The organism is Duganella sp. FT27W (assembly GCF_009295655.1).
GTDB classification, from domain to species: domain Bacteria; phylum Pseudomonadota; class Gammaproteobacteria; order Burkholderiales; family Burkholderiaceae_D; genus Rugamonas; species Rugamonas zoogloeoides.
On the sequence record NZ_WHIV01000043.1, the window covers coordinates 1 to 255 of the forward strand.

The 255-nt window shown below is 50.2% G+C and carries 2 tRNA genes; both read right to left on the reverse strand.

What is annotated here, in order from left to right:
* Positions 1-51: 51 nt before the first annotated feature.
* Positions 52-127, reverse strand: a tRNA-Ala gene (locus tag F8197_RS28365).
* 18 nt (positions 128-145) lie between these two features.
* Positions 146-222 (reverse strand) — tRNA-Ile (locus tag F8197_RS28370).
* Positions 223-255 lie beyond the last annotated feature (33 nt).

A 255-nucleotide genomic window follows, 5' to 3' on the forward strand; every position in this document is an offset into this window, starting at 1 on the left:
TTGGTCTCTAAAAGACCAAACCTAAATCTCACTGATTTACGTTTGAACTCTTGGTGGAGGATGACGGGATCGAACCGACGACCCCCTGCTTGCAAAGCAGGTGCTCTCCCAGCTGAGCTAATCCCCCTGAGAATTACTACTTAACTGGTAGGGCTGGTTGGACTCGAACCAACGACCCCCGCGTTATCAACACGGTGCTCTAACCAGCTGAGCTACAGCCCCAAATGCTGTTCTTCTTGATTGACAGTCGATAAG